Source organism: Mesorhizobium sp. WSM3862, assembly GCF_002294985.1.
Lineage (GTDB): Bacteria > Pseudomonadota > Alphaproteobacteria > Rhizobiales > Rhizobiaceae > Mesorhizobium.
Map to the genome: position 1 here is coordinate 693,339 of NZ_NSGE01000001.1, position 22,246 is coordinate 715,584.

At 63.8% G+C, this 22,246-nt stretch carries 22 protein-coding genes and 2 tRNA genes; 18 read left to right on the top strand and 6 right to left on the bottom strand.

Annotation, left to right across the window (positions count from 1 at the left end; genetic code table 11):
* Positions 1 to 30: 30 nt before the first annotated feature.
* Positions 31 to 981: an AEC family transporter gene (locus tag CK224_RS03470; RefSeq protein WP_095780779.1), complete on the bottom strand. Its 951-nt coding sequence runs from the start codon at positions 979 to 981 to the stop codon at positions 31 to 33.
* 163 nt (positions 982 to 1,144) lie between these two features.
* Here CK224_RS03470 and CK224_RS03475 point away from each other — a divergent pair, with 163 nt between their 5' ends.
* The 9 genes from CK224_RS03475 (at position 1,145) to CK224_RS03520 (ending at position 8,601) form a co-directional block, all read left to right on the top strand.
* Positions 1,145 to 1,693, top strand: coding sequence for a histidine phosphatase family protein (locus tag CK224_RS03475; protein WP_095780780.1), 549 nt, complete (start codon positions 1,145 to 1,147; stop codon positions 1,691 to 1,693).
* 221 nt (positions 1,694 to 1,914) lie between these two features.
* Positions 1,915 to 1,988: transfer RNA gene (locus CK224_RS03480), tRNA-OTHER, on the top strand.
* Positions 1,989 to 2,057 (top strand) — tRNA-Met (locus tag CK224_RS03485).
* A gap of 353 nt (positions 2,058 to 2,410) precedes the next feature.
* Positions 2,411 to 3,556, top strand: a complete 1,146-nt coding sequence (locus CK224_RS03495) for a slipin family protein (protein WP_095780782.1) — start codon at positions 2,411 to 2,413, stop codon at positions 3,554 to 3,556.
* Positions 3,557 to 3,733: 177 nt separating this feature from the next.
* On the top strand, positions 3,734 to 4,015 hold the full coding sequence (locus CK224_RS03500; protein WP_066999801.1) for an acyl carrier protein: 282 nt from the start codon (positions 3,734 to 3,736) through the stop codon (positions 4,013 to 4,015).
* Between the two features lie 46 nt (positions 4,016 to 4,061).
* Complete coding sequence (locus tag CK224_RS03505; RefSeq protein ID WP_095780783.1) at positions 4,062 to 5,252, top strand: beta-ketoacyl-ACP synthase; 1,191 nt, start codon at positions 4,062 to 4,064, stop codon at positions 5,250 to 5,252.
* A gap of 17 nt (positions 5,253 to 5,269) precedes the next feature.
* The gene (locus tag CK224_RS03510; protein WP_095780784.1) at positions 5,270 to 6,541 is read left to right on the top strand and encodes a beta-ketoacyl-ACP synthase; all 1,272 of its coding nucleotides are present in this window, start codon (positions 5,270 to 5,272) and stop codon (positions 6,539 to 6,541) included.
* Between the two features lie 38 nt (positions 6,542 to 6,579).
* Complete coding sequence (locus CK224_RS03515) at positions 6,580 to 7,608, top strand: zinc-binding dehydrogenase (protein WP_095780785.1); 1,029 nt, start codon at positions 6,580 to 6,582, stop codon at positions 7,606 to 7,608.
* Between the two features lie 6 nt (positions 7,609 to 7,614).
* On the top strand, positions 7,615 to 8,601 hold the full coding sequence (locus tag CK224_RS03520; RefSeq protein ID WP_095780786.1) for a lipid A biosynthesis lauroyl acyltransferase: 987 nt from the start codon (positions 7,615 to 7,617) through the stop codon (positions 8,599 to 8,601).
* 141 nt (positions 8,602 to 8,742) lie between these two features.
* Here CK224_RS03520 and CK224_RS03525 read toward each other — a convergent pair whose 3' ends face one another.
* Positions 8,743 to 9,588, bottom strand: a complete 846-nt coding sequence (locus tag CK224_RS03525) for a hypothetical protein (RefSeq protein ID WP_095780787.1) — start codon at positions 9,586 to 9,588, stop codon at positions 8,743 to 8,745.
* Positions 9,589 to 9,782: 194 nt separating this feature from the next.
* Entirely contained in the window at positions 9,783 to 10,214 is a 432-nt protein-coding gene (locus CK224_RS03530) for a L,D-transpeptidase (RefSeq protein WP_066999783.1), read from the bottom strand.
* Positions 10,215 to 10,469: 255 nt separating this feature from the next.
* On the opposite strand from CK224_RS03530, the gene CK224_RS03535 reads away from it, so the two are divergent.
* The 5 genes from CK224_RS03535 to CK224_RS03555 all read left to right on the top strand — a co-directional run bounded on the left by CK224_RS03535 (position 10,470) and on the right by CK224_RS03555 (position 16,803).
* A complete protein-coding gene (locus tag CK224_RS03535; protein ID WP_095780908.1) occupies positions 10,470 to 11,747 on the top strand; it encodes an acetylornithine deacetylase/succinyl-diaminopimelate desuccinylase family protein in 1,278 nt (425 codons plus the stop codon).
* A 115-nt stretch (positions 11,748 to 11,862) separates the two neighbouring features.
* The gene (locus CK224_RS03540; protein ID WP_095780788.1) at positions 11,863 to 13,341 is read left to right on the top strand and encodes an ABC transporter substrate-binding protein; all 1,479 of its coding nucleotides are present in this window, start codon (positions 11,863 to 11,865) and stop codon (positions 13,339 to 13,341) included.
* A 29-nt stretch (positions 13,342 to 13,370) separates the two neighbouring features.
* Positions 13,371 to 14,318, top strand: a complete 948-nt coding sequence (locus CK224_RS03545; RefSeq protein WP_095780789.1) for an ABC transporter permease — start codon at positions 13,371 to 13,373, stop codon at positions 14,316 to 14,318.
* Entirely contained in the window at positions 14,315 to 15,184 is an 870-nt protein-coding gene (locus CK224_RS03550; protein ID WP_095780790.1) for an ABC transporter permease, read from the top strand. Before CK224_RS03545 ends, CK224_RS03550 begins: the two co-directional genes overlap by 4 nt.
* Positions 15,181 to 16,803: a dipeptide ABC transporter ATP-binding protein gene (locus CK224_RS03555; RefSeq protein WP_095780791.1), complete on the top strand. Its 1,623-nt coding sequence runs from the start codon at positions 15,181 to 15,183 to the stop codon at positions 16,801 to 16,803. The genes CK224_RS03550 and CK224_RS03555 overlap by 4 nt, the downstream gene beginning before the upstream one ends.
* 15 nt (positions 16,804 to 16,818) lie before the next feature.
* Here the strand turns inward: CK224_RS03555 and CK224_RS03560 are convergent, their stop codons facing one another.
* Entirely contained in the window at positions 16,819 to 17,244 is a 426-nt protein-coding gene (locus tag CK224_RS03560) for a TerB family tellurite resistance protein (protein ID WP_066999766.1), read from the bottom strand.
* 112 nt (positions 17,245 to 17,356) lie between these two features.
* Here CK224_RS03560 and CK224_RS03565 point away from each other — a divergent pair, with 112 nt between their 5' ends.
* The 4 genes from CK224_RS03565 to CK224_RS03580 all read left to right on the top strand — a co-directional run bounded on the left by CK224_RS03565 (position 17,357) and on the right by CK224_RS03580 (position 19,843).
* On the top strand, positions 17,357 to 18,142 hold the full coding sequence (locus CK224_RS03565) for a TSUP family transporter (protein ID WP_095780792.1): 786 nt from the start codon (positions 17,357 to 17,359) through the stop codon (positions 18,140 to 18,142).
* A gap of 52 nt (positions 18,143 to 18,194) precedes the next feature.
* Complete coding sequence (locus tag CK224_RS03570; RefSeq protein WP_082980616.1) at positions 18,195 to 18,365, top strand: hypothetical protein; 171 nt, start codon at positions 18,195 to 18,197, stop codon at positions 18,363 to 18,365.
* Positions 18,366 to 18,503: 138 nt separating this feature from the next.
* The gene (locus CK224_RS03575) at positions 18,504 to 19,337 is read left to right on the top strand and encodes a helix-turn-helix transcriptional regulator (protein WP_095780793.1); all 834 of its coding nucleotides are present in this window, start codon (positions 18,504 to 18,506) and stop codon (positions 19,335 to 19,337) included.
* 86 nt (positions 19,338 to 19,423) lie between these two features.
* Entirely contained in the window at positions 19,424 to 19,843 is a 420-nt protein-coding gene (locus CK224_RS03580) for a VOC family protein (protein ID WP_095780794.1), read from the top strand.
* A 278-nt stretch (positions 19,844 to 20,121) separates the two neighbouring features.
* On the opposite strand, the gene CK224_RS03585 is transcribed toward CK224_RS03580, so the two are convergent.
* Both CK224_RS03585 and CK224_RS03590 read right to left on the bottom strand, forming a co-directional pair.
* A complete protein-coding gene (locus tag CK224_RS03585) occupies positions 20,122 to 21,597 on the bottom strand; it encodes a cobyric acid synthase (RefSeq protein ID WP_095780795.1) in 1,476 nt (491 codons plus the stop codon).
* Positions 21,597 to 22,202 (bottom strand): dimethylsulfonioproprionate lyase family protein, encoded by a 606-nt coding sequence (locus CK224_RS03590; protein ID WP_095780796.1) that lies wholly within the window; start codon positions 22,200 to 22,202, stop codon positions 21,597 to 21,599. Before CK224_RS03590 ends, CK224_RS03585 begins: the two co-directional genes overlap by 1 nt.
* Positions 22,203 to 22,246 lie beyond the last annotated feature (44 nt).

The following is a 22,246-nucleotide window of genomic DNA, read 5'->3' on the forward strand; positions in this document are numbered from 1 at the left end:
ATATGGGGGTTGGGCCAGCAAAAACGAGCGCTAGCCGAACACGTGCAGGACCACCGTCAGCCAGAAGGATGTGGTGAGCACCGCGCTGGCCGTGGCGATCGTCATCTGGTTGGACGCCAGCGCCTGGCCGGTGTTGAATTGGACGGCGATGAGATAGGAATTGATGCCGGAAGGCAGTGCCGCCACGACGACGGCGACCTTTGCCGTCAGCGGCGGCAGGCCGAGCAGCCAGACCGCGAGCAGCACCAAGGCCGGCATCAGGAAGAGTTTCAGCGCCGACAGCGCGAGCGCCGGGCGGATGTTGCCGGATATGCCGAAGCGGCACAGGCTGAGCCCCATCGCAAACAGCGCCACCGGCCCGGCCGTATCGGCCAGCGCGTCGACCAGCCGCCCGATCAGCGGCGGCAGCGGCGCGCCGATGAAGCGCCAGGCGAGCCCCGCGAGAATGCCGATGATCAGCGGGTTGACGAACAGCCGCCTGAGGAAATTCCGGATGACGCGCAACGGATGCACGGACTCCTCGCCGCGACGGCCGAACATCTCGAACAGCACGATTGACGCCATCATCATGACAGGCAGGTGGATCGAGACCAGCAGCGACAGCACCACGAAGCCGCTGGTGCCGAATATGCCGAGGATGAAGGGCGCGCCAAGCAGCACGACATTGGAATAGGCCGAGGACACGCCGCCGACGATGCCGGCACGGGCATCGCGGCCGAAGAGGCGCGTCATGACCAGGTGCCCGGCGGACCAGGTGACGGCAACCGCCGCAAAATAGGCGCTCCACAGCGACCATGGCGCCACGCCATGGAAATCGGACTTCACCATCGTCTGGAACAAGAGCAGCGGCATAGCCACGTTGACGGCGAATTCGGATATGCCCTCACCACTTGCCGGCTTCAGATAGCCGGTAAGGCCGGCGAGATAGCCGAGCGCAACGAGACTGAAGACGAAGAGGACGGTTTCGGTGAGCGGCGTCATTGTTCGGGCGGAGACATCCTTCGCGTGATAGGCAAGCCTCGAGCGCCGTGCAATCGGCCGTTATCCGGCCGACCGTTGGTCCTCTGCTTGTTTTTCAGCCGGCTTTGCGGTCCCTATATGCCGAACATGGCCCCGGCCTCTCCGGCCGCCATAAGGACTTCACATGCTGCGACTTGCCCTGGCGCTTTTCCTGCTTGCCGTTCCCACCCTCGCCCATGCAACCGACGCCGGCTGGGCACTGCTGCGCGATGGCGGCCATATCGTGCTGCTTAGGCATGCATTCGTCACCGGGGCCACCGATCCGGCGAATTTCGACATCGGCAATTGCGCCACCCAGCTCAACCTGTCCGAGCGCGGCAAGCAGCAGTCAAGCCGCATCGGCGCGCTGTTCGCGGCGCGCGCGGCGCCCATCGAGCGTGTGCTCTCCAGCCGCTACTGCCGCTGCCTTGACACCGCCCGCATCGCTTTCGAGGCCGAACCGAAACCATTTGCGCCGCTCGACCTGCTCAAGACCGACTCGGCTGAGAAGGCCGCTCAGATGGAGGCCGTAATGAAGGAGATCCGGGGCTATTCCGGCTCTGACAATCTGGTGCTGGTCACGCATCTGGAAAACATCCAGGCGCTCACCGGCGTCGCGCCGCGCGAGGGCGAGGCCGTGGTCGTGGCGCCGGATGGCGATGGCCTCAAAGTGCTCGGCCGCGTCACCTTCTGACGGCATAGGTCTGCACAGCTCAGCGCTGTGGCCGAAATGACACAGCCGCAAGAAGCCGCAAGCCCCCGCGACAATGCCGCTTGCGACAAGCCGTCGCAGGGTCTATAGGCGCGCTCCCGGTCACGAAAACCGAAGCGAGCACAACGGTTGGAGCTTTCGTCTCCGCCCGCGCAGCCGGCTTTGCCGCGCTGTGTACGGCGCCGTTTCGGAGTGTTGGGATCGCCGATGTAGCTCAGAGGAAGAGCGCCGGATTTGGGTCCGGAGGTCAGGGGTTCGAGTCCCTTCATCAGCACCACGGATAGCTCAGTTTGGTTAGAGCGTCAGACTCATAATCTGATTGTCGAAGGTTCGATTCCTTCTCCAACGGCCTGTTAAGCCGACACCTTTGGGTGGTGTTATCCAAAACGGTCCGGGGACCGGAATGCAGAAGACCTGACGGACGGCTAAGCCTTCGGGCCGATGCCGTATCGAACGGTCCGATGCCATCGGCTCGCGGCCAGGCTCGCGGTGACGATCAAGGCGCGGCAATGCCGGCAAAGGAGCCTTCGGGCGCCGGCGCCCGCCTTGCCGCCCCGCGATCCGCTCCCGAAGGCCCGCCGCCTGGCGATGCCACCGGTCTCCGGATCATCCGTGCCGGGAAACGAAACGAGAAACGAAAGGACGATCGACGCATGACGTGACGCCTCGCATGGGGCCATGCCCGACAGGAGTAAGACAATGAAGACCATTCTCGAAAAGGTTCTGGGACGCCAGCGCGTCCTCGTGAAGGAAAATGAACGTGCCGTCGCCCTCTACAAGGGCGAGATCCAGGCTGTCCTGATGCCGGGCGAACATTGGCTCGACAACCGGCGCGGAAACCTGGAAATCTCCAGGCACGACCTGAAGAACCCGGAATTCGTTTCGGCCTACGAGAAGGCATTGTTCGACAAGCTCCCGGATGCGGCCGCGCGTCACTTCACCGTGGTTCGCACCGGGCGCACCGACATTGCCGTGATCGAGCGCGACGGCGCCCTTCATGCCGTTCTCGCTCCGGATCGCAAGCTCGTGCTGTGGACGGATGCCGGCCCGTGGGCGGTGACCTCCGTCGACGCGGCGGCCGATCTGGCCGTCGATCCGGCCTTGATGCGCCGGATCGGCCAGGCCCGAAAGGCGGAACACATGTTCCTGCATCCGGTCGTGGACGGGCAGGTCGGTCTGCTGTTCGTGGACGGCGTCTACACCCGCACGCTTGCCGCGGGTGTGCACGCCTTCTGGAATGTTGGGCGCATGGTCCAGGTGAAGGTCGTCGACCTCAAGCGGCAGTCGCTTGATGTCGCCGGGCAGGAAGTGCTGACCAAGGATCGCGTGACGATCCGCGTCAACATCGCCGCCGAATACCGGGTCGTCGATCCGGTGACGGCGGTGAGCACGGTGAAGGACTTCTCGGAAGCCCTCTACCGCGCCCTGCAGTACGCCTTCCGCAAGACGCTCGGCGCGCTCACCCTCGACCAGATCCTCGACAAGAAGATCACGGTCGATGAGGAGGCAGCCGCCAAGGTGCGTTCCGACATGGCCGCGATCGGCCTCGAGGTCAGCGATATCGCGCTTAAGGATGTGATCCTGCCGGGCGAGATGCGCGAGATCCTCAACCAGGTGGTTTCGGCCGAGAAGCAGGCCGAGGCCAACGTCATCCGCCGCCGCGAGGAGACGAACGCCACGCGTTCGCTGCTCAACACGGCCAAGGTGATGGCCGAGAATCCGGTGATGCTGCGGCTGAAGGAGCTTGAGGCTCTCGAGGCCATCGCCGGCAAGGTCGAGCGCCTGACTGTCCACAACGGGACGGGCGGGCTGCTCAACGATCTGGTCAAGCTCCGCGAAGGCTGAGCTTACGCCGCGTAAAATGGGAAGGGCCGCCGGTTGCCCGGCGGCCCTTCTTGCGTCCACAAAGCCGGCATCCCATCTGCGCCCGGCGTGTCAGGCCTTTTCCTGCCCGGAAAAACCGATTAGACAGCGCCAAAACAAGATGCGGACAGATTCCGCCCGCAACCGAAGGAAGAGCCCTTGTCCACCACGTTCGAGAAAGTCGCCAAGATCATTGCCGACACCAGCGAGATCGATATCGACACCATCACGCCCGAAAGCCATACCATCGACGATCTCGGCATCGACAGCCTCGATTTCCTCGACATCGTCTTTGCCATCGACAAGGAATTCGGCATCAAGGTGCCGCTCGAGAAGTGGACGCAAGAGGTTAATGACGGCAAGGCTTCGACCGACGACTACTTCGTCATGCAGAACCTGTGCGCCAAGATCGACGCGCTGGTCGCGGCCAAGGCCGCCTGAAGAGCGCGACCTTGCCCCGCCTCCAGCCTGACCAGCAAAGCCGCTCATGAGCAGCCCGCGCGACGTCGTCATCACCGGCATCGGCCTTGTCTCTTCCCTGGGAGAAGGACCAGACGGGCATTGGCAGAAGCTGACCCGGCCGGGCGTTGAGCCGGTGCTCGATGCGACGCGCTTTGCGCCCTACACAATTCATCCCCTGCCCGAGATCGACTGGAACCTGCAGATCGCCAAGCGCGGCGACCAGCGCCAGATGGAGACCTGGCAGCGGCTCGGCACCTATGTCGCCGGCCTGGCGCTGGACGACGCCGGCATCAAGGGCAATGACGAGCTTTGCGCGACCATGGACATGGTTGTGGCGGCCGGCGGCGGCGAGCGCGACGAGGCCGTGGACAGCGCGATACTCGCAGCATCCGAGAGCCGCAACGACCGCGACGTGCTGCTCAACGAGAAGCTGACCACGGAGTTGCGGCCGACGCTTTTCCTCGCCCAGCTTTCCAATCTGCTCGCCGGCAACATCTCCATCGTGCACAAGGTCACCGGCTCGTCTCGCACCTTCATGGGCGAGGAAGGCGCCGGCGTCTCGGCTGTTGAGACGGCCGCCGCGCGCATCCGCTCGGGCCAGTCGACCCATGTGCTGGTCGGCGGCGCGTTCCAGACCGAGCACTCAGACATGCTGCTCGGCTATGAACTCGCCGGCTATCTGCATCGCGGCCCGTGGAGACCGGTCTGGCAAAGACAGGGCGCGGAAGGCGGCGGCGTGGTGACGGGCTCGGGCGGCGCTTTCTTGGTGCTCGAACAGCGCGAGCATGCGCAGAGCCGCGGTCGCAAGATCTATGCTGAGCTCGGCCCTGTGGTTTCCGGCCGGGCCCGACGCCGGCGCGGCGAGCTGAATGCCGACATCGCCGCTTTGCTGAAGCAGGCGGCGCTGCCCGCCGGCGAATTGCTGACGATTTCCGGTGCCTCCGGCGCCCATGCCGCCACGGCGGCCGAAAAGGTGGCACTCGATGCCAACCCGGCGCTTGCAGTGCGCGCCTTCTCGACGCTCACCGGCCACATGAAGGAAGCGCAGTTCCCCTTCGCCGTGGCGCTTGCCGCGCTCGCCGTCGACCGCAAGGCCCCCTACCCTGTCTTCGATGCCACAGTGGAGCAACCATTCGAAGGCGCCCCCAGCTCCGTCCTTGCAACGGCGATCGGCTATCACCAATTCGAGGGCCTGGGGCTGATCAAGGCCGCTTAGAGCGAGACAGACAGAACATGGCCAATCTCCGCGATCACATGGGCAGGCCTATCGTCGCCGTGACCGGCATCGGCGTGGTGACTTCGCTTGGCGTCGGCAAGGCCGACAACTGGGCGGCGCTGACCTCAGGCAAATCCGGCATCCATCCGATCACCCGTTTTCCCGTCGATCATCTGAACACCCGCATCTCCGGCATGGTCGATTTCCTGCCGTCGAGCTCCAAGGGTGCCAGTCCCCTCACCTACGAGCTGGCCGAGACGGCCGCCCAGGAGGCGGTGTCGGAGGCCGGCCTCGATTCCGGCGATTTCGGCGGCCCGCTCTTTCTCGCCTCGCCGCCGGTCGAACTCGATTGGGCCGACCGCTTCTCGCTCTACAATTCCGACAAGAAGGAAAGCGGTTCCGAGAGATTGCTGCGCGTGGCGCGCGGACTGAAGGAGCTCGGCATTTTCGAGACCACCCAGTTCGGCTCGATCGCCGATCGCCTGGCCGATCGTTTTGGCACGCGCGGCCTGCCGATCACGCTGTCGACAGCCTGCGCGTCAGGCGCCACCGCCATCCAGCTCGGTGTCGAGGCCATCCGCCGCGGCGAATGCGACAAGGCGCTGTCGATCGGCGCCGACGGCTCCGCGACGGCCGAAGCCCTGATCCGCTTCTCGCTGCTCTCGGCGCTCTCCACCCACAACGACATTCCCGAAAAGGCCTCGAAACCCTTCTCCAAGGACCGCGACGGTTTTGTCCTTGCCGAAGGTTCCGGCGCGCTGGTGCTGGAATCGCTGGAAGCGGCACTTGCCCGGGGAGCCACCATCCTCGGCATCATGCGCGGCTGCGGCGAGCGCGCCGACGACTTCCACCGCACCCGCTCCAAGCCTGACGGTTCGCCGGCCATCGCCGCGGTACGCGCTGCCCTTGCCGATGCCGGCTTGAGCGAAGACGAGATCGACTACGTCAACGCGCACGGCACCTCGACGCCGGAAAACGACAAGATGGAGCATCTGTCGCTGTCGACCGTGTTCGGCGAGCGGATCGGCTCGATGCCGATCTCGTCGAACAAGTCGATGATCGGCCACACGCTGTCCGCCGCCGGCGCGGTCGAGGCCGCGTTTTCGCTGATGACGATGCGAGAAAGCGTCATCCCGCCGACCATTAATTACGACAATCCTGATCCGGCAATCGTGCTCGACGTGGTGCCAAACAAGAAGCGCAACGCCGGGGTCGGCACGGTTCTGTCGAATTCCTTCGGTTTCGGCGGCCAGAACACCTGCCTTGTCATGGCGCGGGAACCGGTCTAAGCGGACGTTTTCCCGCTTCCAAAGTACCGACAGGCCAAATGCGCGCATTGCAACTTATCGAGGACCGCCGCCTTGAAACGGTGGACCTTCTGCCTCCCCCGCCGCCTTCGCAAGGTGAAGTGACGCTCCGCATCAAGGCGGTGGCGCTCAACCATATCGACGTCTGGGGCTGGCGCGGCATGGCCTTCGCCAAGCGCAAGCTGCCGCTGGTCGTCGGCGCCGAAGCCTCGGGCGAGGTCGAGGCGGTCGGACCCGGCGTCTCCACCCTCCTGCCGGGGCAACTGGTGTCGATCTACGGCGCGCGAACCTGCGGGCTCTGCCGTGCCTGCCGCGAGGGCCGCGACAATCTTTGCGAGCACGTCTCCGGCGTCCACGGTTTTCATCTCGACGGCTTCGCGCAGGAAAAGATCAACCTGCCTGCCCATCTCCTGGTGCCTGCGCCGCCCGGTGTCTCCGAGATCGGCGCTGCCGTCGCACCCGTCACCTTCGGCACCGTCGAGCATATGCTGTTCGACAACGCGAAACTGGAGCCCGGTGAGACCATCCTCGTCCATGCCGGTGGCTCCGGCATCGGCTCCGCAGCCATCCAATTGGCGAAGCGCATGGGCTGCACGGTCATCACTACGGTCGGCTCGAACGACAAGATCGACAAGGCGAAGGCGCTTGGCGCCGACCATGTCATCAACTATCGCGAGGATCGCTTCGAAGGCGTCGTGCGCAAGCTGACGAAGAAGAAGGGCGTCGATGTCGTGTTCGAGCATGTCGGCGCCGACACCTTTGCCGGCTCGATGCTGTGCCTGAAGCGCGGCGGCCGCCTCGTCACCTGCGGCTCGACCTCCGGCGTCTCGACGCAGGTCAATCTGATGCAGCTTTTCCAGCAACAGCTGAAGCTGCTCGGCTCCTTCGGCTGCCGCATGGAGAACATGGCCGATGCCATGCAGAAGATGGCGGCCGGTCTCGTCGCGCCCGTGATCGACACCGAAGTCGGCTTCGACGACATCGACGCCGCGCTGAAGCGCATGGAAGGCCGCGACGTCTTCGGCAAGATCATTCTTCGCGTTTCCTAAGACAAGATGGTCGGCAAGGTGCTCAAGAAAGCCCGCCGGGACTTCATGTTCCGCTATGGCCGGCGGCTACGCCAAATGGAGCACTGGCTGGTGGCGCGGCTTGCCATGGCGATCATCGGCCTGCTGCGCCTTTTGCCGCCTGACAGCGCGCTCAACTTCGCCCACCGCGTCGCCCGCCGCATCGGGCCGATGGTCGGACGGCACCGGGTAGCCGTCAACAATCTGCGCCTTGCCTATCCGCAAAAGAGCGATGCCGAAATCGAGGCCATCGCGTCCGACATGTGGGGCAACATGGCCCGGCTTGCCGCCGAATACATCTTCCTCGATGCCCTCTTCGATTTTGACCCGAATGCCGCCAAGCCGGGCCGGGTCGAGGTCAGCGGTATCGAGCATTTCGTCGAAATCGCAGGCGAAAAGAAGCCGCACATCCTGTTCACCGGCCATCTCGGCAATTTCGAGCTTTTGCCGGTCGCCGCCGCCACCTTCGGCATGAACATCACGGCACTGTTCCGCCCGCCCAACAATCCCTACCTTGCCGACTACATCCACTCGACTCGCCGCTCGAGCATGGGAGGCCTGCTGCCGTCCTCGACCGGCGCATCGTTTGCCCTTGCCGCCATCCTGGAAAACGGCGGCAATATCGGCGTGCTGGTCGATCAGAAATTCACGAACGGCGTCGAGACGACCTTCTTTGGTCGCCCCTGCCAGAGCAATCCCGTGCTGGGCATGCTCGCCCGCCACTATGACTGCGATGTCTATCCGGCGCGCTGCGTCAGGCTGCCGGGAAACCGTTTCCGATTGGAAATCGAAGACAAGCTCGACTTGCCGCGCACCGAAACCGGCAGCGTCGATGTTCACGCCACCACGCAGCTGCTCGCCGACGTCGTCGAGCGCTGGGTGCGCGAGGATCCCGGACAGTGGATGTGGTTCCACAAGCGCTGGGAGATGAGCGGCCGCCGACGTAAGCGGCGTGAGCAGGCCAAGGTCAGCTAAAGCGGCCCAGAACGTTCAGATCGCTTTCGTCTGGATCAAACACGGAACCGCTTTGAAATAGCTTTCCCCTAGCCCTGTTGCGACCCATGCGCAACGCAAAGCCGCAAGGACTAAGTCCACGCGGCTCCAGGTTCAGCTGTCTCAAAGCGGAGCGGGGATGGTGAAGTTCGGCCGGAACGTATCCATCGTGGCACCGTTGCGATCCTCGGAAAGCAGTGTGTCCGAGCCGAAGCTTGCCCGCAGGCCGACCACGTATTTGTGGATGTTCACGGTGCCTGAAGCTTCCGAGAAGGTCAGGTGATCCAGCTGATAGCGGCCAAATACCGACCAAGGGGTCCCCGAGAACCGATAAGTAGCCTGCAATGCCGCCGTTACCGTATCGAAATGTCCGCCAAAACCGGACAGCCGCGAGAAGCCGAGTTCACCGTCGAAGCGGAGATTGTCTTGCGCGAAATACCGCACGACACCCCGGCCGCCCCAATTGTCGAAATGTTCGGACTCGCCGCTGGCCCGCAGCTGCCCGTAGTAGGCCTGCCCGTAGATCGTCACGTTGCCGAAATAGGCCTGAGCCTCTGGACCAACAGTGAAGGTATAAAGGTCTAAGTCACCGATGCCGTTATCGCCGCCAAATCCGTTTATCGTAGCAAATCCACCCAGCGCATATGAGCTCGGATCGCGCCAGTAACCGTGGAGCGCACCGCCGTAGCTGTAGATGTTCGTGCCTTCGACCCAAAGCGAATCGATCACCGCGTCGGTCTGGATGTTCCAGCGGGCGTCGATCGGGAAATTCACCCGAACGGCGCCGCCGGCAGTCGTGCCATCCGAGTCGTCCCCTGGGGTCGCGAAATAGAGACCTCCGAGATAGATTTCGCCATAACCTGATATATGCGGCTGCGCGAGTTCCTGGTCCAGAAGAACGGGTGCATCGGCAGCAAAAGCCGAGGTTGCGGTTGCCGCGATCGCAGCGCTCAATAGAAATCGATACATTAAAGTCCCCAAGCAGCCAGAACAACGCTTCGTACTTACCACTGCGCCGTCATGCAAACCAGCTTCGGCGATGCTCACGCTAGTATAAGCTGTTTGTTTTCGAAGCATGTGCGGCATTGCTGCAACGCTCCGAAAGGAGCAGGCGCAGCCATCAAATGCTGCCTGCGGCCTAAGGCAGCCCTCTCCGGGCCGTTTCAATCGGTGACGACGATTCGCGTGTTGCCGTAGCCGGCTTCCTTCACCATCGAATAGAAAGTCGCGGCATTGGCCGTATGCAGGCGCACGCAGCCATGCGAGGCCGGACGCCCGAGATACTTCACGGCGCCGGTGCCGTGAATGGCGTAGCCGCCGCGGAAGAACACCGAATACGGCATCGGCGAATTGTCATACTTGCGCGAGTACCACATCCGCGCGGTCCATTGCGGCCGGTAGCTGCCGCGCGGTGTGAAGTAGCCCCTGCGGGCCGTCGATACATTCCAGCGATACAGCACCTGGCCGTATCTGCTGACGGTCATCGTCTGCGTCGAGACGTCGATATTGGCGACCAGCGAAGCCGCCCGGCTTGCGATCGACGTGCCGAGCAACGTGGTTGCCAGCACGGCCGCCATGAGGCTGGATTTTTTCATGCGATGAACCCCTTCGATTGCCCCCTGCCATCACGTGGTCTCTTTTCCATCATTTTTGCCGGCAGGTGCGTTAAGTACCACACACTCCTTGACAAATTCGCCAATTCGATTTCGCGAATTTGAATGATTTCCCGTCATAGTTGCTGGGCCGCCACCCACTCTCAACGGTTTAAGCGCGAGCCTGCCCTCAATCATTGTCCGGCAACCGCGAAAGGCAGCTTGCAAAAGCGCCGCGTTGCTTTTTCAATCGGCAGGATGAATGAACGACTCCTCCGGGCCGTCGATGACCGGGTCGACGACCTGATCGCGCTGACCGCCGAGCTCATCCGCTTTCCGACCGTCAATCCGCCCGGCGAGGCCTACCGGCCATGTGCCGAGTATCTCGGCGCACGCCTCAAGAAGCTCGGCTTCGAAACCGAATTCATTCGCGCAGAAGGCACGCCCGGCGACACCGACCGCTACCCGCGCGTCAATGTCGTCGCCCGCTTCGACGGCCGCTCGCCCGGTGCCTGCGTCCATTTCAACTCGCATATCGACGTGGTCGAGGCCGGCGAAGGCTGGACCGTCGATCCTTTCGCCGGCCTGGTGAAGGAAGGTAGGGTCTACGGCCGCGGCGCCTGCGACATGAAAGGCGGGCTGGCGGCTTCTGTCATTGCCGCCGAAGCCTTCATGGAGGTCTACCCCGACTTTCCCGGCGCCATAGAGATATCCGGCACGGTCGACGAGGAATCCGGCGGGTTCGGCGGCGTCGCCCATCTGGCGAAGCTCGGCTATTTCTCGAAGCCGAGGATCGACCACGTCATCATCCCCGAGCCGCTGAACAAGGACCGCATCTGCCTTGGCCATCGCGGCGTCTGGTGGGCCGAGATCGAGACCAAGGGCGAGATCGCGCATGGCTCGATGCCGTTCCTCGGCGACAACGCGGTGCGCCATATGGGCGCCGTCGTGCAGGCGTTCGAGGACGAGCTTTTCCCGGCGCTCGACCGCAAGGTGTCGCGCATGCCGGTGGTGCCCGAGGGCGCCCGGCGCTCGACCATGAACATCAATTCTGTCCATGGCGGCCAGACGGAGGATTTCCGGCCGGGACTGCCCTCGCCCAACGTGCCGGATTCCTGCCGGCTGACCATCGACCGCCGCTTCCTGCTCGAGGAAGACCTCGCCACCGTCAAGGGTGAAGTCACCGGCATCCTCGACCGGCTGAAGCGCGAGCGAGAAAAATTCGACTACGAGATCCGCGACCTGATGGAGGTGCTGCCGCTGATGACCGAGCGCGACGCGCCGGTGGTGAAAGCCGTCGCCAAGGGCATCATGGAAATCTTCGACCGCGAGCCGGAATACGTCATCTCGCCCGGTACCTACGACCAGAAGCATGTTGCCCGCATTGGCCAGATCTACGACTGCATCGCTTATGGCCCCGGCATCCTCGATCTCGCGCATCGGCCGGACGAATGGGTGGGCATCGCCGACATGGTGGACGCGGCCAAGGTGATGGCGATCGGCCTCGACGTGCTGCTGCGCGGTACGACCGGCTGATCGGGGAAAACATTTCCCTTGGCGCCACCCGGCAGCACGAAACGCAATTTACTCACAGGCCAAATCACGCTTCTATCCGCTGGGCTTGTCCGTTTGACCGCATGGGAGTTCGGCAATGAAACTGTGGAAGACCATTTTGGCCGCCGCTGTGCTTACTTTCGCTGCCGCCACGTCGGCATTTTCGGCCCGCACTGACCTCGTCATCGGCATTCCGCTCGAACCCCCGCATCTCGATCCGACCGCGGGCGCCGCCGCCGCCATCGACGAGGTGCTCTACGCCAATGTCTTCGAAGGTCTCACCCGCATCGGTCCGAACGGCGAGGTGATCCCCGACCTTGCCGAAAGCTGGACCATCTCGGATGACGGCAAGATCTACACTTTCAAGCTGCACACCGGCGTGAAATTCCACGACGGCAGCGATTTCAGCGCCGATGACGTGAAATTCTCTCTCGACCGTGCCCGGGCCGACAATTCGGTCAACGCCCAAAAGGGGCTGTTCGCGCAGATCGACAAGGTCGATGTCGTCGATCCGGCGACGGTGAAGGTCACGCTGAAAAACCCGCAAGGCTCCTTCCTGTACAATATGGGCTGGGGCGACGCGGTGATCGTGTCACCGAAATCGGCCGACACCAACAAGGAAAAGCCGGTCGGCACCGGCCCCTTCAAGTTCCAGAGCTGGGCCAAGGGCTCGTCGATCACGCTTGTGAAGTCGGATAATTACTGGGGTGCCCCGGTTGCGCTCGACAAGGTCGAGTTCCGCATCGTACCCGATGCCGCCGCGGCCGTGCCGGCGCTGCTTTCCGGCGACATCCAGGCCTTCCCCTTCTTCGATCCCGACAGCGTCGCTCAGGTCAAGGACGATCCGCGTTTCAAGGTGGTGATCGGCTCCACCGAAGGCGAGACGATTCTTTCGATCAACAACAAGAAGCCGCCCTTCGACAAGCTCCAGGTGCGCCAGGCCATCTCCTTCGCGCTCGACCGCAAGGCGATCATCGACGGCGCCTCGGCGGGCCTCGGCGTGCCGATCGGCTCGCATATGTCGCCCGCCAACAAAGACTATGTCGACCTCACCGGCCTCTATCCGCACAATGTCGACAAGGCCAAGGAACTGCTGAAGGAAGCCGGCCTAGAAAAAGGCTTCAAGGCGACGCTGAAGCTTCCGCCGCCGTCCTATGCGCGGCTTGGCGGCGAGATCATCGCGTCCGAGCTGCGCGATGTCGGCATCGATCTGGAGATCATCCCCGTCGAATGGGCGCAATGGCTGGATCAGGTCTTCACCAAGAAGGACTACGACCTCACCATCGTCTCCCACACCGAGCCGAACGACATCGATATCTATTCGCGCAAGGACTACTACTTCAACTACGACAACCCGGCCTTCGACGCCATCATCGCCAAGCTCAACCTGACCTCGGACGAGGCGAAGCGGAAAGAGCTGCTGGCAGAGGCGCAGAAGATCCTGGCCGACGACGCCGTGGTCGGCTTCCTTTACGAGCTGCCGAAGGTGGGGGTCTGGGACGCGAAGCTGCAGGGCCTATGGGAGAATGCACCGATTCAGGCCAATGACCTTACCAAGGTGAAGTGGACGGATTGACGGCCGGCGCGGTCGCCTGATCGCCTCCCATGGCCACCTATCTCCTCAAGCGCCTCATCATCGCGGCCATCACGCTGGTGCTGGCCTCGATGGTGGTGTTTGCGGTGATGGAAATCCTGCCTGGCGACCCGGCGCGCCTGATGCTTGGCTTCAACGCCAGCGCCGACCAGGTCGAGCAGTTGCGCAACCAGATGGGCCTGAACGCGCCGCTTGTCCTGCGCTACCTGCACTGGGCGGGCGGGTTGCTCAGTCTCGATTTCGGTCGCTCCTACACCTATTCGGTTCCCGTCATCGACCTCGTGGGTGAGCGCGTCGTCGTTTCTCTGCCGCTGGCGCTAATCGCGCTGGCGCTGTCGACCGTCATAGCCATTCCGGTCGGGGTGTTTTCCGCCGGCCGCCAGGGCCGGGCCGGCGACACAGTCGCCATGGGTGCTGCCCAACTCGGCGTTGCCGTGCCGAATTTCTGGTTCGCGCTGATGCTGATCTATCTCTTCGCCGTCTGGCTGCGGCTGGTGCCGGCGGGTGGGTTTCCTGGCTGGGGCGCCGGGATCTGGCCGGCGGTAAAATCGCTGCTGCTGCCGGCGGTGGCGCTGGCGCTGCCGCAGGCGGCGATCCTGGCGCGCGTCGCCCGCTCGGCGCTGATCGAGGTGCTCAACGAAGACTATATCCGCACCGCCCGCGCCAAGGGCCTGCCCTACCGCGCCGTGCTCTGGCGCCACGCGCTGCGCAACGCCATGATCCCGGTGCTCACCATTCTCGGCCTGCAATTCGCGTTCCTGCTTGCCGGCACCATTATCATCGAGAATGTCTTCTATCTGCCGGGGCTTGGACGGCTGGTGTTCCAGGCCATCACCCAGCGCGACCTGATCGTCGTCGAGAGCGTCGTCATGCTGCTGGTCGCCGCCGTGATCGCCGTCAATCTGCTGGTCGACTTCTCCTACGCCGTTGTCGATCCGCGGCTCAGGGGCCGGCAATGACGGTGCGCGTCGACCTGCCCGAGGAAACGCTTGCCGGGGTTCTGGCCAAAGCCTTCGGCAACCGCTCTTTTCTGATCGGCTTCGCCATCACGCTGCTGGTGGCCGCGATTGCGCTGCTCTCCTTTGTATGGACGCCCTACGACGTCACCAAGCTGGTGATCGCAGACAAGACGCAGGCGCCCTCGTGGACGCATTGGTTCGGCACCGACCATTTCGGTCGCGACATCCTTTCGATGATCATGGTCGGCGCACGCAACTCGATCGCGGTGGCGCTGGTGGCGGTCGGTATCGGCATGGGCATCGGCGTGCCGCTCGGCGCCTTCGCGGCGGCGCGGGGCGGCCTTGCGGACGAGGCGCTGATGCGCATCAACGATCTCGTCTTCGCCTTCCCGGCGCTGCTGTCGGCGATCATGATCACGGCCATTTTCGGCCCGGGCGCCGTCAACGCCATCATCGCCATCGGCATATTCAACATCCCGGTCTTTGCGCGCGTGGCCCGCGCTGGCGCTTTGGCGATCTGGCCGCGCGAATTCATCCTCGCCGCGCGCGCTGCCGGCAAGGGCATGACGCAGATTTCTGTCGAGCACATCCTGCCCAACATCGCGACGCTGCTGCTGGTACAGGGCACGATCCAGTTTGCGCTGGGCATCCTCGCCGAAGCGGGGCTTTCCTATGTGGGCCTGGGCGCGCAGCCGCCAATGCCGAGCTGGGGCCGCATGCTGTTCGACGCGCAGACGCGGATGGTGACGGCGCCGTGGATGGCGATCTTTCCCGGCATGGCGATCATCGTGACCGTGCTTGGGCTCAACCTGCTCGGCGACGGCATCGCCGACATCCTCGATCCGAAATCGCGGCGGCGGCGATGAGCCTGCTCCAGATCGAGAACCTGTCGCTTGTCATCGGCGGAACGCCGATCCTGAAGCAGGTCGAGCTTGCGATTGCGCCCGGCGAGGTGGTCGGCCTGGTCGGCGAATCCGGTTCCGGCAAATCGATGACGGCGCTGACGATCATGAGCCTGCTGCCGCATCTAGCTCAAGCCCGCGGACGCGTCACTTTCGACGGCATCGACCTCCTTGCAGCGAGCGAGGACCAGATGTGTGCGCTGCGCGGCGACGACATCGGCATGGTTTTCCAGGAGCCGATGACGGCGCTCAATCCAGTCAAGACCATCGGCGAGCAGGTGGCCGAGGGCATTCGCTGGCACACCAGGGCGGGCCGCGCCGAGGCCGAGGATCGAGCGCGAAAAATGCTCGACCGTGTCGGCCTGCCGGAAGCCAAGTTCCCGCTGTCGCGCTACCCGCATGAGCTCTCCGGCGGGCAGCGCCAGCGCGTCGTCATCGCCATCGCCTGCGCGCTGAAGCCAAAACTGCTGATCGCCGACGAGCCGACCACGGCGCTCGATGTGGTGCTGCAGGCGCAGATCCTCGACCTGCTGCGCGACCTCGTCAGCGAAAACCGCATGGGCCTGCTGCTCATCTCGCACGATCTCGCGGTGGTGACCGAGATGGCCGACCGTCTGACCATCCTGCGCGGTGGCGAAGTGATGGAGGCCGGCGACACCGCGCGCACGCTGTCGGCACAACACCACCCCTACACGCGCGAGCTGGCGCTGGCTTCCATGCATGTGCCGGCGCGGCCCAAAAAACACCTTGCCGGTTCGGCAAGGCCGCTTCTCGAAGTCGAAGGCCTGAGCCGCGACTATCCGGGTCGGCGCAAATCCTTGTTCCGGGCGGCAGAACCGATTCGCGCCGTCGACGATGTCTCGCTAACCATCGAGCCGGCCCAGTCGGTAGCCCTCGTTGGCCGTTCCGGCTGCGGCAAATCCACGCTCGCCCGCATGATCCTGGCACTGGACAAGTCGACGGCGGGCTCAATCCGCTTTCGCGGCGAGACCATCACCGGCAAGTCAGAGGCCGAACTGAAGCCGGCCAGGCGCGACATGCAGGTTGTCTTCCAGGACCCTTACGGCTCCTTCGATCCACGCGAGAAGGTCGAGAAGCTGGTCGCCGAGCCGTTGCATCTTCTCGAGACCCAGCCGTCGAAAGCCGAGCGGCGCGAATTGGTCGCGCATGCGCTGCATGAGGTCGGACTCGGCCCGCGCGACATGGACAAATATCCGCATGAATTCTCGGGCGGCCAGCGCCAGCGCCTGTCGATCGCCCGCGCCATCATCACCCGCCCGAAACTGGTCGTCGCCGACGAGCCGGTCTCGGCGTTGGATGTGTCGATCCGCGCCCAGATCCTCGACCTCTTCGCCGAGCTTAACCAGAAGCTCGGCATCGCCTATCTGTTCATCACCCATGACCTGACGGTTGCCCGCGCCATGTCGGACGAGGTGCTGGTCATGCATGAGGGCAAGATCGTCGAGCGCGGCAGGACGGCCGATGTGCTCGACAGCCCGCGCTCGGAAGCCGCGCAGGCGCTGGTCGCGGCGGCGCCGGACCTTCACCGTGCGATAGCGCGACGCATGCAGGAACAAGGGTAAGCGGCGAGCCCGCGCTCAGCCCTCCGGTTTGACCAAATCCACCGGGCTGATGTCGAGCAGGTCGAGCGTGCGACGCAGCAGCTTCACCTCGCTCTCGGCAAGCTTGGAATCCGCCTTCGCGATCTCGGCCATGTGGCGCGCAAGCAGCTTTCGCCGCTCGACATCGAGGTCGCGGAACAGCGCGATCGCTTGTGAGCCGTTGGTCTCGTAGCCGTAGTCGTTGAGATATTCGACGACGCTGTCGATCGAGGCTTCGGGAATGCCAAAGGCTTCCTTGCAGATGTGCCGGAAGGCGACCATCTCGCTCTCCGACACCGCGCCGTCGGCCAGGATCATCCGGAACAGCATCAGAAGCTCGGCCGACAGCACCGGATCGTCCGCTACCTTGCGCACGCCCGGGTCGCCGTCGAAGATCGAGCGTATCTGGTCGAGCAGCGCCATCGCCGTAAGCCTCCCTTTGCGATTCCGTTGAAATTGTTAGCGTGGAATCGGTCTTGCGCAAACTGTCTAAGCATGATGGAAGCAGCCGTCCCCCGCCTTGACCCACAGCCCGATGATCGACCTTACCTTGCAGACTGTCTTCATGCTCACCGCAGCCGCTTTCGCGGCGGGCTTCGTCGACTCGATCGCCGGCGGTGGCGGCCTGATCACCATCCCGGCGCTGCTCCTGGCGGGCTTCTCTCCGGTGGCAGCGCTCGGCACCAACAAGCTGCAGGGCATGTTCGGGTCCGGCTCGGCCACGATCCATTATGCCGCCAATGGCCAGGTCGATCTGCGCCGACAACTGCCTCCCGCGCTGCTGGCGCTGGTTGGCGGCGCCATCGGCGCCTTGCTGGCGACGATCGTGCCCGGCGACTTCCTGCGCGCCCTTTTGCCGGTTCTCCTGATCGCGATCGCTCTATACTTCGCGTTCAAACCCAACATGAACGACGTTGACCGCGCAGAACGTCTGTCGCCGCTCCTATACGGCCTAACGGTTGTGCCTGCCATTGGCTTGTACGACGGTCTGTTCGGCCCAGGCACGGGCTCGTTCCTTATGCTCGCCTTCGTCAGCCTTGCCGGCTATGGTCTGCTCAAGGCGACCGCGCACACCAAGCTGCTCAATTTCGCCTCCAACATCGGCGGCTTCGTCGTCTTCGCCGCCGTCGGCGTCATCGACTGGAAGATCGGTCTGATGATGGGTGTCGCCCAGTTTCTGGGCGCCCGCCTCGGCGCAGGCCTCGCCATCAAAATCGGCGCAAGACTGATCAAGCCGCTGCTGGTGATCGTGTGTGTAGCGCTGGCGGTGAAGCTGCTTGCCGACCCGGCCAATCCCCTACGCCAACTCATTGGTGTGTGACTGTCCTGCTGGTAGAATTCGGGTGTTGCGAATCATGTTGGAGGGACCAGACATGAATCTTAGTGCGCCCACGCAGATTGTGTTCATTATTTCGTTGGTCATCGCCGTCATTGGCCTTCTCGCCGCTCTCGGCCTTCTTGCGTTCATTCCTCTTGCGTCGGTGTGGATCATGCTCATCGCCTATGTCGTGCTCGCCGGCGGCTGTCTGATGCGCGGCGCTTGACGCAATTCCAGGAAAAGTGTGCAGCGGTTTTCCGTCCGGAATTGCGTTAACCGCCAACACCAATCTCAGGCAACTCGGGGCGCCCGGCCCTGCCGGGCGCTTTTGATTTTTGCGAGCGTGTTCTGCTAGACTCGCGGCATGTCCGACGAGACGGAGCGCCATCGGCAGGATACTCGCTCTCCCGCCCTCCATTTCGAGATGGTGCGGCGCAAACCCGCCGCTTCTCTCGCAGGCATCGTCACGGATATCTGCGGCTACCGGGAAATACGGCCAGGCCATTTCCGCATCGTCGAATATGCCTCGCTGACTGTACCGCTGGTGATCAGCTTCGCCGGAGCCTTCGCCATCGGGCTCGGCCGCAGCCCGGGCGACAACGATCGCTACGCCAGCTTCGCCGCCGGTCTCTATGCCGGCCCGGTCATGATCGAATCCTTCGGCGCCGCCTGCTGTGTCCAGGTCAATTTCACGCCGCTCGGCGCCAGGCAATTCTTCGGCCTGGCGATGAGTGAATTGCGCGACCGCATGGTCGGGTTGGACGATGCGATGGGCTTTGATGGCATCGCGCTGCGCGAACAGCTCGGCGAAGCGTCGGATTGGGACAAGCGCTTCGACATTGCCGAGGGGTTCATCGCAGGCCGCCTCGCGGACGCGCATGCGCTTTCGCCCGAAATCGCCTGGGCCTACCGAACGGTCATCGCATCGGGCGGCCGCACCCGCATTTCGGCGCTCGCCAGCGAGATCGGCTGGAGCCGCAAGCATCTGGCGGCGAAATTCACCGACGCGATCGGCATCGGCCCGAAGACATTGTCACGCATCGTGCGCTTCAACCGCGCGCTGTCGCTGTCGAAGCGGCAGGACGACCACTGGGCCGGCATTGCCGCCGATTGCGGGTACGCCGACCAGGCGCATCTGGTGCGCGAATTCCGTCAGCTTGCCGGCGAAACGCCGTCTGGGCTCGCCGCGCGGATCTAAGCCTCAGGCGAGGTAACATTTCTTCAAGACGTGGAAACCGCCTTCGCACAGACTGGCATTCATTCAACCGGCACAGGGATATTGTCATGCCAGCAACAAACGAAGCACCCCGTCTCTATCCAGTCCTTCGATACAGGAACGCCGCTAGGATGATCGACTGGCTCAGCGAGGCCTTCGGCTTCGAACTGCGCGCCCGTTATGGCGATGGCGACATCGTTCACCACGCGGAACTGACCTTTTGGTCCTCGATGATCATGCTGGGCACCGCGCGCGACGACGATTACGGCAAGATGGTCGGCGAGCCCGGCGGTGGCGGCGGCAAGTTTATCTACATTGCCGTCGATGACGCCGATGCCGCCTATGCCAAGGCGAAGAAGGCCGGCGCCAGGATCACCCAGGAACTGGTCGACCGCGACTATGGCAGTCGCGAATTCATCTGCCTCGACCCCGAAGGCAATGTCTGGTCCTTCGGCACCTACTGGCCGAAGGCGGGCGAGAAGGCGTAGTTGCTATCCGCGCCGGCATTTGCGGCTGGCGAAAACGCCTGAACTTCGTCATCCACGGGCGGAGCGGGAGCGAAGCGGACGCGAAGACCCGAGGATCCATTCCGTGACCTCGATCGAAGGGCGCAGCGGAGCAGAATTCTGCACGGTAGCAACGCCTTACCGTCACGGAATGGATCCTCGGGTCTGCGCCGCGTCGCTTCGCTCCTTGCTCCGCCCGTGGATGACAATGCGGCGGAAGCTTTCGCTAATGGCAAGCGTATGCGCATCGACGGGAGGACCTACCGCGCCAGCCCGAAAATCGCATCGCAGTCGAGATGCTTCTCCAGCTCGGCCGCGACCTCGTCCAGCGCCTTCTCGACCTCGGCGCGATAGTCGATGCCCCCATCCTTGACCCCGATGCTCGCAAGGTAGGCCGCGCGAAAAGCGTCCGCTGCAAACAGCCCATGCAGATAGGTGCCGATAACCTTGCCATCGGCGGAGACCGCGCCGTCCTCGACGCCGTTGATGATTGCCGAAGGCCGCGCCGTGTCCGGGCCGGTGGTGCGGCCAAGATGGATCTCATAGCCTTCGAGCGGCAGACCGAACTGCACCGAATGAGCGCTCGAGTTGCGCACCGTCTTTCCCGGTTCCATCACCGTCTCGATGTCGAGCAGGCCAAGGCCCTCCGTCTCGATGACGCTGCCTTCGATGCCATCGGGGTCGCGAACCTTGCGGCCGAGCATCTGATATCCGCCGCAGATGCCGACGACATGGCCGCCGCGTTTGCGATGCGCGGCAAGGTCGCGATCCCAGCCATTCTCGCGGAATTTTATCAGATCGCCGATGGTCGATTTCGAGCCCGGAATGACCACCAGCCCGGCATCTTCCGGGAGCGGCTTTCCCGGCGGCACGAACACCACCTCGACCTGCGGCTCGGCCTTGAGCGGATCGAGATCGTCGAAGTTGGCGATCCGCGCCAGCATGGGCACCGCCACCTTCAGCGCCCGCCTTTCGCCCGAGGCAAGGCGCTCGAGCACAACCGAATCTTCGGACGGCAGCCTTGCCGCGGACTTCAGCCAGGGCACGACGCCGAAACAGCGCCAGCCGGTAAACTTGCCGATGGCGCTGACCCCATCGTCGAACAGCGAGACATCGCCGCGGAACTTGTTGATGAGATAGCCGGCGATCATGCGCCGGTCTTCCTCCGGCAGGATCAGATGCGTGCCGGCGACGGAAGCAATGACGCCGCCGCGGTCGATGTCGCCGATAAGCACCACCGGGACGTTGGTACGCGTGGCAAAGCCCATATTGGCGATGTCGCGGCTTCTAAGGTTGATCTCGGCCGGCGAGCCGGCGCCCTCGACGATGACGAGGTCGGCGTCCTCGCCGACCTTCGCCCAGGAATCGAGCACCGCATCCATCAGACTGGCCTTCATCGCCTGATAGTCGCGCGCCCGCGCCTCGCCAAAAACCTTGCCCTGCACCACCACTTGCGAGCCGATGTCGCTTTGCGGCTTGAGCAGCACCGGGTTCATGTGCACGGTCGGCCCCACCCCGCAGGCCAGCGCCTGCAGCCACTGCCCGCGGCCGATCTCACCGCCGCCGGTCTTGTTGTTGCCGGGGATGTCGGCGACGGCGGCGTTGTTGGACATGTTCTGCGGCTTGAACGGCCTGACCTTCAGTCCGCGTTTTTTTGCTGCCCGGCAGAGCCCCGCCACCAGCACGGTCTTGCCGACATCCGAGCCAGTGCCTTGCAGCATGATCGCCCTCGCCATCAGCCCCTGCCCTCCGAGGCGATGATCGATTTCTGCGCGAGCGGTCCACCTCGCCAGATATAGAGCGCCATCAATGGCTCCTTGCCGGTACGCATGGCGTGATTGACGTTGGACGCATGGTGGATGATTTCGCCCGCCGCTCGAACCCGAAAGCCGGCCTCGCCCATGCGCCACTCGGTGCCGCCGGTCAGCGGAATGTAGATCTCCTCGGCGGTGTGGTGATGGTCTGGGTAGACACTGTCGGGCCCGAGGATCAGCAGGCCGCCCGCGACCTCGTCATTGGCGAAATGCCCCCGCATGCCGAACACCTCCAGCCAGCCGTAATTGTCGATGAAGAGCTGTCCGAAATCGGCAGCGGTATAAGTCTGCCCCCAGCACAGCTCATTGCGATGGTCCGCGATGAACCGCGTCAGCGGCCCGGCGTCCCGCGGCGCAAGCTCCGCAATCCGATCGAGATGGCGAAGGCAACGAAGCGCACGTGGTTCGCGCGAACGAGAGGGCATGTGCCAATCGATGCGCGCGACGGCGTCCGCAACCAGATCGCTGTCGATGCCGGCGAGATAGAAGTGGAACCGGTCCAGCAGCTGATCGAAAATTGTCGGCACGCAAGACTCCGTTGATCAATCCATGCACAGCCGGTCCGCGGCGG